Origin of the sequence: Sulfurihydrogenibium yellowstonense SS-5 (assembly GCF_000173615.1) — a bacterium.
GTDB lineage: Bacteria > Aquificota > Aquificia > Aquificales > Hydrogenothermaceae > Sulfurihydrogenibium > Sulfurihydrogenibium yellowstonense.
Genome location: NZ_ABZS01000046.1, coordinates 1 through 10,097 on the forward strand (window position 1 = coordinate 1; position 10,097 = coordinate 10,097).

At 32.8% G+C, this 10,097-nt stretch carries 10 protein-coding genes and 1 pseudogene; 5 read left to right on the forward strand and 6 right to left on the reverse strand.

Going from position 1 to position 10,097, the window contains the following annotated elements:
* Positions 1 to 271: hypothetical protein (locus SULYE_RS08330; RefSeq protein WP_007546323.1), on the forward strand; the 271-nt coding region annotated here is incomplete at its 5' end.
* A 205-nt stretch (positions 272 to 476) separates the two neighbouring features.
* Here the strand turns inward: SULYE_RS08330 and uvrA are convergent.
* From uvrA to SULYE_RS08645, 6 genes are all read right to left on the reverse strand, one after another.
* Positions 477 to 3,239 (reverse strand): excinuclease ABC subunit UvrA, encoded by a 2,763-nt coding sequence (gene uvrA / locus SULYE_RS02880; protein WP_007546324.1) that lies wholly within the window; start codon positions 3,237 to 3,239, stop codon positions 477 to 479.
* On the reverse strand, positions 3,227 to 4,825 hold the full coding sequence (gene recN, locus SULYE_RS02885) for a DNA repair protein RecN (protein WP_007546325.1): 1,599 nt from the start codon (positions 4,823 to 4,825) through the stop codon (positions 3,227 to 3,229). Before recN ends, uvrA begins: the two co-directional genes overlap by 13 nt.
* Before the next feature lie 194 nt (positions 4,826 to 5,019).
* Complete coding sequence (locus SULYE_RS02890) at positions 5,020 to 5,787, reverse strand: tetratricopeptide repeat protein (RefSeq protein ID WP_007546326.1); 768 nt, start codon at positions 5,785 to 5,787, stop codon at positions 5,020 to 5,022.
* 330 nt (positions 5,788 to 6,117) lie between these two features.
* Positions 6,118 to 6,468, reverse strand: a complete 351-nt coding sequence (locus SULYE_RS02895) for a hypothetical protein (protein ID WP_007546329.1) — start codon at positions 6,466 to 6,468, stop codon at positions 6,118 to 6,120.
* Positions 6,469 to 6,845: 377 nt separating this feature from the next.
* Positions 6,846 to 7,697 (reverse strand): tetratricopeptide repeat protein, encoded by an 852-nt coding sequence (locus SULYE_RS02900; RefSeq protein ID WP_007546331.1) that lies wholly within the window; start codon positions 7,695 to 7,697, stop codon positions 6,846 to 6,848.
* Between the two features lie 116 nt (positions 7,698 to 7,813).
* Positions 7,814 to 7,942: a hypothetical protein gene (locus SULYE_RS08645; protein ID WP_007546333.1), complete on the reverse strand. Its 129-nt coding sequence runs from the start codon at positions 7,940 to 7,942 to the stop codon at positions 7,814 to 7,816.
* Between the two features lie 102 nt (positions 7,943 to 8,044).
* On the opposite strand from SULYE_RS08645, the gene SULYE_RS02905 reads away from it, so the two are divergent.
* The 4 genes and pseudogenes from SULYE_RS02905 to SULYE_RS02920 all read left to right on the forward strand — a co-directional run.
* A complete protein-coding gene (locus SULYE_RS02905) occupies positions 8,045 to 8,887 on the forward strand; it encodes an NAD(+)/NADH kinase (RefSeq protein WP_007546335.1) in 843 nt (280 codons plus the stop codon).
* Positions 8,878 to 9,363 (forward strand): 2-C-methyl-D-erythritol 2,4-cyclodiphosphate synthase, encoded by a 486-nt coding sequence (gene ispF, locus SULYE_RS02910; protein ID WP_007546337.1) that lies wholly within the window; start codon positions 8,878 to 8,880, stop codon positions 9,361 to 9,363. Before SULYE_RS02905 ends, ispF begins: the two co-directional genes overlap by 10 nt.
* A gap of 3 nt (positions 9,364 to 9,366) precedes the next feature.
* Positions 9,367 to 9,591 (forward strand): hypothetical protein, encoded by a 225-nt coding sequence (locus SULYE_RS02915; protein WP_007546339.1) that lies wholly within the window; start codon positions 9,367 to 9,369, stop codon positions 9,589 to 9,591.
* Positions 9,566 to 10,097, forward strand: a pseudogene (locus tag SULYE_RS02920) (ATP-dependent DNA helicase RecG); the annotation flags it as partial. The gene SULYE_RS02915 and the pseudogene SULYE_RS02920, both read left to right, overlap by 26 nt.

Consider the following 10,097-nt stretch of genomic DNA (forward strand, 5'->3'; position numbering starts at 1 on the left):
AAAGATAATTCTTCAAGACGTGGAAGCAGAAAAAGAAGAGATAAGAAGAGAGCTTAACATTAAGGAAGATAAGGAAGTAAGAAATAATCAGACAACCTTCCAGCCACAGCAACAATACTATCAGCAACAATATCAGCAGCCACAACAACAAAACCCATTTCAAACAGACACAAAGTATGAGTTTATGCTAATTGCAATGAATCCATTTATTGCTTTAATATATCAGATATTTAAAGGATTGGCTTGGTTGATTTCACGCAATAGAAGGTGAGGAAGGACAGATTTAGATAAATTAAGTGAGCGTGTTCTAAAAATCCACACTGTCATCCTGAGTGAAGCGAAGAATCTCCTATTTTTCTTTTCAGGGCAAAAAATTATAAAAGGGATCCTTTTGACTTCGTCCTCAGGATGACAAGGAAAGACAAATTTACAAAAATTTTTACAGCACTCTCAGTAATCTACCAATGTCTAACCTTTTACTTTAAATACTTTTTCAAAAACTTTCCTGTATAAGATTTTCCATTGTTTGCAACCATGTCCGGCGTTCCTTCTGCTACAATATAGCCACCTCTATCGCCGCCCTCCGGTCCAAGGTCTATAATCCAATCTGCACACTTTATAACATCAAGATTATGCTCTATCACAACAACAGTGTTACCCTTTTCTACAAGCTTATTTAAAACTTGTATTAGCTTTGCTACATCATGAGAATGTAAACCTGTTGTTGGCTCATCTAACAGGTAAAGAGTTTTCCCTGTATCCCTCTTTGACAGTTCTCTTGAAAGTTTTATTCTTTGAGCTTCTCCTCCGCTCAACGTGGTTGCCGGTTGTCCAAGTTTTATATAATCAAGACCTACATCATGCAAAAGTTTTAATTTGTTTCTGATAGATGGAATATTTTCAAAAAATTCCAAAGCTTCTGCAACCGTCATATCAAGAACATCTGCAATACTTTTTCCTTTGTATAAAACTGATAAAGTTTCTTTGTTGTATCTTTTTCCGCCGCAGACTTCACAGGTTACGTATATATCCGGTAGAAAGTGCATCTCAATTTTAACTACACCTTCACCTTGGCATGCTTCACATCTTCCCCCTTTTACGTTAAAAGAAAACCTTCCTGGGTCGTATCCTCTTATTTTTGCCTCAGGAGTAGATGCGTAAAGCTCTCTTATTAAGTCAAAAACTTTTGTGTAAGTTGCCGGGTTTGACCTTGGCGTTCTTCCTATGGGTGATTGGTCTACGTTTATAACTTTGTCTATATGCTCCCATCCTTCTATTTTTTCATGCTTGCCTACGTATTCATTTGACCCATAAAATCTATTTTTCGCTGCTTGCCATAAGATATCGTATATCAGCGTTGATTTTCCACTTCCTGATACTCCTGTAATAGCTACAAACAATCCAAGTGGAATTTTTACATCTATCTTTTTTAGATTATGCTCTTTTGCACCATGAATGATTAAGAATTTATTATCATCTGGTGGTCTTCTTTTTGCCGGTAGTGGAATTTTTAGCTTTCCGCTTAAGTATTTACCTGTTAATGAATTTGGGTTATTTTTTATCTCTTCAATAGTTCCAACTGCTGTAATATAGCCACCGTATACACCGCTACCCGGTCCAATATCAACAATGTAATCTGCCTCTTCAATAGTCTCCGGGTCATGCTCTACTACTATGACAGTGTTTCCAAGGTCTCTAAGTTCTTTTAATGTATTGATTAGTTTTTCTGTATCTCTTGGATGAAGTCCTATGGATGGCTCATCAAGAACGTATAAAACGCCTGACAATTTAGAGCCTATTTGAGTAGCAAGTCTAATTCTTTGAGATTCTCCACCGCTTAAAGTTGTAGCCGTCCTGTCAAGGGTTAGATAATCAAGTCCAACATCTAATAAAAACTTTAATCTTTCTTTTATCTCTTTTACAATCTTTTCTGAGATTAATTTTTCTTTTTCTGTTTTTGGTGCGCTCTCGTACTCTTGGAAAAACTCAAAAGCTTTGGCTATATCCATTTTTACAACATCGTAAATATTCTTGCCGTTGACAAGTACAGTTAATGCTTCTTTTCTTAACCTTGCACCTTTACACTCCGGACATTGAATTTCTTTAATATATTTTCCTATTTCTTCTCTGTATTTTTCGTTATCTGTTTCTAAGAATTTTCTTTCAAGATGTGGAATTACACCTTCAAAATATCCATTACCATAAAGAATCTCTTCCTTTACATGCTGTGGTAGTTCTTTGAATTTTTTAAGCCTTGGAATTCTATTAAAAGTTAAATAATCACTAACCATTGCTTTTATGTATTTAAAAGAGATGTTCTCGGCTATTCTAAAAGCTTCAGTGGCTACTCTTTCTTCATCTATTAAAAGATTTTCATCAATTTTATGAATAACTCCAAGACCTTTACAGGTTGGACACGCTCCATAAGGACTGTTAAAAGAAAAAAGTCTTGGCGAAAGCTCAGGAATGGAGAAGTTATGAATAGGACATGCAAACTTTTCACTGTAAATAATATCTTTACCTTCATCTACAAGATTTACAACTACAAGCCCATCAGAAAGCTTTAAAGCCTGCTCCACAGAGTCATTAACTCTCGTTCTTGAACCTTCTTTTATAACAACTCTATCTATTACAACTTCAATCGTATGTTTTTTGTTTTTATCAAGCTTTGGAACTTCTTCTGTAAGATACACTTCCCCATCTATTCTTAATCTTGGATATCCAAGCCTTTTTAACTTTTCTAAAGTGTCTTTATGCTCTCCTTTTTGTCCCCTAATGATTGGTGCGATTATCTGTATTTTTGTTCCCTCCGGCAAAGACATTATACTTTCTGATATTTCTTGTGCAGATTGGGATGAGATTTCAACTCCACATTCCGGACAGTGTGGTTTTCCTACCCTTGCAAATAAGAGTCTTAAATAATCATAAATTTCTGTTATTGTTCCAACTGTTGAACGTGGATTTTTAGATGTGGTTTTTTGGTCTATTGCTATCGCAGGAGAAAGTCCTTCTATACTGTCTACATCGGGTTTTTCCATTACTCCAAGAAACTGTCTTGCATAAGCTGACAGGCTTTCTACATATCTTCTTTGACCTTCTGCATAAATCGTATCAAAAGCCAATGAAGATTTCCCGGAGCCGGATGGTCCGGTGATAACTATTAATTTATTCTTTGGAAGTTCCAAATCTATATTTTTTAAGTTATGTTGTCTTGCACCATGAATTACTATCTTGTCCATTTCTCTCCTTCTTTTAAAAGCTGTTTTGCTAAACTTAAAGAATTTTCATCAATCATTCCTGTAAGCATTCTTGCTATTTCATGACTTCTGTCTTCTTCAAGAAGACTTACCTTTGCAACGGTTTTACCGTCTTCAATTTCTTTGCTGATGTAAAAATGTCTATCTCCAACTACTGCAATCTGTGGAAGGTGAGTGATTAAAATAACCTGAAAATCTTTTGACAGCTCTTTTAATTTTTTAGCCATCTCTATAGCTGTTTTTCCGCCAATTCCTGTGTCTATCTCATCAAAGATTAAGGTTTTAACAGATTTTTTTGATATTAGTTTTAATATTAAAGAGATTCTTGAAATTTCACCGCCCGATGCAACTTCTGAGAGCGGTCTTGGCTCAAATCCTAAGTTTGCAGAAAAATAAAAAGTTATCTTGTCTTTTCCGTACTTGTCTATTGGCTTTTCTTCTATCTTAACTTTAAAAATAGGTGTTTTAAACGCCAAATCCTTTAAACCTTCAACCACCAAGTCTTCAAACTCACTTACTTTGCTTTTTCTAATGCTTGAAATTTCATCTGCTAACTGATTAATCTTATTTTCTAATGTTTTTAACCTCTCTTCAAGCTCAGGCAGTTTGTCTTCCAAGTTTATAAGAGTTGAAAGCTCATCGTTTAAACTATCCAGCAAGTTTGGCATCTCATCAGCTTCAACATGATACTTTCTCTCTAAGTTATTGATAAGATTTAATCTTTCTTCAATCTCTCTAAGCTTATAATCATCTGCATAGAAATCTGTATCTTCAAGCTTATAAAAAGCATCTTCAATTAAAGTTTTGGCTTCTTCAAGATTTTGTAAAACTTTGTTTAAATTCTCGCTTAAATCAGAAATTTTAGAGATGTTTTTTATCACTAAGCTTAAATTTGATAAAACGCTGTTATCTTGAACTGATAAAACACTTTTAGAAAGCTCTACAACTTCTTTTATAAGTGCTATATTTGATAAATATTTATATTCCTCTTCGAGCTTGTGTTTTTCTCCGGGCTTTATGTTTGCAGATGAAAGCTCGTTTATCTGAAATGTTAAAAAATCAATCTTTCTTTGATTTTCTGCCTGTTTTGACAAAATATCTTCATACTCTTTTTTGACTTTTATATACTCTGAATATAACTTTTGAAACTCTTCAAGTTTATCTTCTACTTTTGCAAATTTATCAAATATTTCTCTTTGATAGTCTGCATCAAAAAGCTTTTGGCTTGCATGCTGTCCGTGAATCTCTATAAGGTTTTGAGAAATCTCATCAATGATAGATTTAACAACCTTTCTTCCGTTTAGATAATATATATTTTTCCCATTTTTTACCTGCCGTGCAAGAATCAAAATTCCATCTTCTGCATACTGATTGTCAGCTTCAAACATCAGCTCAACATAATCATTCTTTTCAAAGCTTCCTCTCTCTCCAAGAACAAACGATATAGCATCAATGATTAGAGATTTACCAACGCCCGTTTCACCGGTAAAAACATTTAGTCTATCGGAAAGGGAAATCTCAATATCTTTTAAATAAAGGAATTTTTTAATTCTAATCTCTGAAAGCAAGTAATACCCCGTTTGATTTTAAAGTCTCAATTTTAAATTATAACATAGTGAATTCTTAAATTATTCTTGTCTGATAGTTTTTCAAGATTTAGATTTTAGATTTTAAAAGTAAATGGTAAAGGCCATGCAAACACTTTAAAAAGGTTTTTGATTATGATTGAGAAAAAACCCCTGCCAGCGGCAGGGCGAGATGGTTATTTTGATTTATCTAATTCTTTTATTTTCTTTAAAACCTCATCAGCTTCGTTTGATATTTGGATACGTCTATTATTTCCTGTTTCTAAACTTTCAAGAGCTTTAAAAGCTTTATATGCACGTTGGTAATATTCTTTAGCTCTTTTTTTATCTCCCATATCTTTATATAAATCCCCAAGGGCTATATAAGCATTTGCTTCTCCTTCTTTGTCTTCATTCTTTTTAGCACGATTAAGTGCTTCTAAAAAATATTTCTCTGCAGTCTTATAATCCTTCATTCCTTGATAAATACCTCCGATATATATCTTTTCATAAACTTCATCAAGATATCCTTCCTTTGCAGCTTGCTGAATGTAGCCAATAGCTTTTTGACGGTATTCAATAGATTTTTGATGATCACCCTTTTTATCGTATATATCAGCAATATTAGAGCAAATAACTGCTTTACCGATTTCAAATGTTTCTAAATTTAAAGCCTCATTGTAATAATTCAAAGCTTTATCTAATTCTCCTTTACGAACATATACATCAGCAATGTCTCTTAGCATAAAAACCTGTGTAAGCGAATCTTTTAAATCTCTTGCCAAGTTTAAAGTCTTATTGTAATATGTAAGCGCATCATCCAACTTGCCCATATCTCTTAATATACCTGCAATTTCTCTATAAACATTCATCAAATCTTGTTTACTGTGTGCTATTTTCTCTGCCTTTTTCATGGTTTCATAAGCAAGGTCAAGCTTTCCAGTTTTACGATAAACTCCCGCCAAACATTCGTATCCACCTAAATCCTTAGGATGTTTTTTAATGGCTAATTTACCGGCTTTTATAGCTTCTTTATACTCTCCCCCAATTCCAAAATGTCATACAATCTTCATAATCATCAGCATAAACCATCCCACCGGTTGCTAAAATACCAAACAAAGCCAATGAACCTAAAACTTTTTTCATAACTAATACCTCCTGTTGTTAATTATTTTTGTTTATCTTTCTTAACTCTTTTCTACAAATTTTCTCACTGAGATTTACCTCACCCCCTTTTATCATCTTCTATCCTGAATTTACTACTCTTATGCCTTCTATGTTTTAATATTCCAAGTTTATCTGCCTCGTTCTTTAATCTTGTTAAACACCTCTTTAGCTCTTTCCATTTTTGCTTTATCAAGTTTACAGACAACACCTCTACCTGTGTAAACAACCGCCTTTTCAAGATCACAGAACGCATATGCTCCTATAAGTGGAGTCAGGTCTGCTCCACCTCTTACAGATAAAAATAATACGGTTGACCCATCCTCGCATTTTTCAATATCTTTATCCGAGGTCATATCATCAATATAGCACATACCACGACCAACATTCCCCTTCTCTTGACCGGTATTATCCGATTTGCTACAGGAAATAGCAAAGCTTAGGAACGCTGACACAGACACAAGAAACAAAGTTTTTTTCATTTTACATTCCTCCTTTGAGATATTTTCTATTTATTAATAACCACTTTTTTGGATTTTTCTGACTTGATTTATAACTCCCTCTAATGTACTAAACTTAACTTAAATAATTCGTTTTTTATTTTGCTTTTACGTTCATATATACTTGCTGTCGAATATTAAACCAAAAGTTATACCTAAATTCAATTTCTCTTAGAGAGAGTGTTCCAAAAATCAATGTTGTCATTCTAAGCATTAGCGAAGAATCTCATTTTTTCTTATTTTTAAAATTTAAAAGAGGAGACCCTTTGGACTAAAACCATTACAATAACAAAAAAAGGTAAACTTGTAAAAATTTTGGAATGTTGAGAATTAGATGATATTGTTTTATCGAAAGCTTTTTAAGTGTTTGTGTTTTTTAACAGTTCAAGCATATCTAGAATTATAAGCTCCGCATCTTTGGTTGCACCGATTATTTTGAATAGTTTGAAAGCACGTCTTAAATATTCTTCTGCTTTTTTCTTGTTTCCATTTTTTTTATACAGTTTACCAAGCGACCAGTATCCGATAGCTTGCCAATATCTGTCTCCTATCTTTTTAGCATCTTCTGTTCCCTCTGTTATATATTTTTCTGCTTTTTCGTATTCTCCTGCTTCTGTATAGACTGAACCAATGTTTATTTTGTTTGCAATTATAGCTTTCTTGTTGTCATATTTTTTATTTATTTCCATAGCTTTTTCTAAATATTCGATAGCTTTTTGGTGGTTTCCTAAGCTACTGTATATAACACCTGCACTGCTATAAATATTAGCCAAGTTTTCTTCTTTTTTTTCAATTTCTAAAGCTATTTCAAGATATTCTTTAGCTTTTTCTACTTCTCCTTTCTTGATATGTGCGTCTGCTAGGTTGCTTAGGATATGTGTGTTTTCTTCCAATTGATTTAATTCTTTTGCTAAATTATATGCTCTTTTATAGTAGAAAATTGCATCATCAAACTGATCAATTTCGCTTAAGATTTGTCCGATTTGATCGCAGATAAACATTAGGTCTTCTTTGTTATCCGCTAGCTCCTCCGCTGTTAATAGATGCTTGTATGCAAGGTCTAATTCACCTGTTTCACGGTATGCAATTGCTAAGCATAGATGTGGCTCAAAATCATCTGGATATTCTCTGATTGCTATCTTTCCATATTCTATGGCTTTTTTTATGTTCTTTTTTTCTAAATTTTCAAAACATTTTCCGATAGAATCCATTTTTTTCTCCTTTACTTTTGTTTAGCAGTATTTTAGAGCTTTCAAACTAAGCTTCTTGCTGACCTTATTCTATCATTTTCGCTATTTTTCTTTCTAATTTAATTATTTGTAATTCTTTAATCAGTTCCACCTAAACATTTATATAAACTATCATCAGTATCATCCCTAAAGTTATACCTAAATTCAAGCTCTTTTAGATAGTAGATAAAATTATCCTTAATCCATACAATCTCTTTCAAAACCATTTTTTGTTAAAATATTTCTTTAAAGATGATTTTAAGCATGTAAAAAAAGTATAAGCAGTAATAGATTAGTAGAATTACTACAACGTTAAATCAAGGAGAGATATGGCAATCTTACCGTTTTATAAAAAAGTTGATATATTTACAAAGCAATCGGAAGAAGCTAAAAAATTTTCAAAAGAATTAAAAACATGGCTTGAAAGTAAAAATATACAAAGCAATATTTTTGAAAACTTATCAGACCTTGAAAAAGAAGAAAACTTAAAAGGCACGGATTTATTAGTTGTTGTTGGTGGAGATGGTTCTTTATTGATAACTGCGAGAAGAGTTGCAAAATTTCAAATTCCTATAATTGGAGTCAATCTTGGAAGGCTTGGATTTTTAACAGAGATTAATGAAGATGATGCATTTGAAGAGCTTGAAACCATCCTGTCCAAGCCGCTTTGTATATCAAAGCGTATGATGTTAAGAGTAAATCTTTTAAGAGAAGGAAATAAAATATTAGAAGCTGATGTATTGAATGATGTGGTTGTCAATAAAGCAATTCTTGCAAGAATTGTTGACGTTTCAGTTTATGTTGGAGATAGATATATAACTACCTACAACGGAGATGGAATTATCGTGTCAACACCAAACGGTTCTACCGCATACGCTTTGTCGGCAGGTGGTCCGATTGTATATCCAATGATGGAAGTATTTGTTTTAGTTCCTATCTGTCCCCATACTCTAACAGACAGACCTATAATTTTGCCAACCTTAGAGCCAATCACCATTAAAATGGTATCTAAAGAAAAAGATGCATGGCTAACCTTAGATGGACAAGAAGGTACTCAAATTTTCTACGGCGATGAGATTGTTGTAAAACAGTCTCCATATTATGCCCATATCGTAAGAACTCCACATAAAAACTACTTTGATATTTTGAGAGAGAAGTTAAATTGGAAGTAAGGGTAGGTATTGGATACGATATTCATAAATTAGAAAGTGGTAAAAAGTTAATCATAGGCGGTGTAGAAATACCATCTGAAAAAGGTTTTTTAGCTCATTCTGATGGCGATATCTTCTATCATGCTTTAACTGATGCACTTCTTGGAGCTATAGGATACGCAGATATTGGAGAGCTGTTCCCGGATTCAAATCCAGAATATAAAAACAAACCAAGTGAATATTTTCTCTATTATGCTAAAAAAATAGTAGATGATAAAAAATATAAAATCTCAAACATAGATGGCGTTATAATAATAGAAAAACCTAAGCTTTTACCTTACAGAAGACAAATTATACAAAACACTGCCAGAATTCTTGGAATAAGCGAAGACAGAATTTTTATAAAAGCTAAAACTAATGAAAAATTAGACAGCATAGGCAGGCAAGAAGCAGCATCTTGTTATGTTGTAGTTCTACTGACAAAAACGGAGGATTGAATAATGAAAGAAATAGATTTAAATACAACTGTAGAACAAGTGTTAAGAAAGTATCCATTTACAAGAAGATTTTTTGAATCTAAAAATATGTACTGTAACGTCTGTGCTTGCAAACCACATGAAAGATTACAGATTGCAGCCATTAACTACGGACATGACCCAAATCAATTTGTAGAGGAGCTAAAGCAATTTATAGCAGATTATGGAAAAAATCAACAAAACACTTGAAATTATTAGAACAGTTTTATCTTACAACGATAAACTTTTAGAAAGAGTAAAAATATCCCAAGCTATACTTGAAAACGTAGGCGATATTCTTACCCCCGGACTAAAAGAAGACTTAAAATCCATTGATAGCATAAACGTCAACAAAAAAAGAGAATTTTTAAAAATAGTCTTAAACTTTTTAGAAGAAGTAAAATCAAAGTATGAAAAACAAACTACACCAAAACAAGAAGAAGCTAAGTTTGATTTAGTCCAGCTTACAAAGTTAAGCATTGAAAAACTTCAATCTTTGTTAGCTACAGAAAAGAAAGCCTTTAAAAAAATCCAAGTTAGCAATGTAAGAGATGCTCTTTTTAACCTTCCAAACAGATATGAAGATAGAAGAATAAAGAAAATCCTAAAAGTCAAAGACGGAGAAACAGGAACATTTATCGCAGAAGTTGAGGATATAAAAAAAATTGGCAGAGGAAAGTTAAAAGTAGAGGTCATTTTAAAACAAGATAATGTAA

What these genes read in the sequence shown, in the direction of transcription:
- uvrA (WP_007546324.1), bottom strand. Translation starts at nt 3,239, where the DNA reads ATGGACAAGATAGTAATTCATGGTGCAAGACAACATAACTTAAAAAAT.
- SULYE_RS02895 (WP_007546329.1), bottom strand. Translation starts at nt 6,468, where the DNA reads ATGAAAAAAACTTTGTTTCTTGTGTCTGTGTCAGCGTTCCTAAGCTTT.
- SULYE_RS02900 (WP_007546331.1), bottom strand. Translation starts at nt 7,697, where the DNA reads ATGGATTCTATCGGAAAATGTTTTGAAAATTTAGAAAAAAAGAACATA.
- SULYE_RS08645 (WP_007546333.1), bottom strand. Translation starts at nt 7,942, where the DNA reads ATGGTTTTGAAAGAGATTGTATGGATTAAGGATAATTTTATCTACTAT.
- SULYE_RS02905 (WP_007546335.1), top strand. Translation starts at nt 8,045, where the DNA reads ATGGCAATCTTACCGTTTTATAAAAAAGTTGATATATTTACAAAGCAA.
- SULYE_RS02915 (WP_007546339.1), top strand. Translation starts at nt 9,367, where the DNA reads ATGAAAGAAATAGATTTAAATACAACTGTAGAACAAGTGTTAAGAAAG.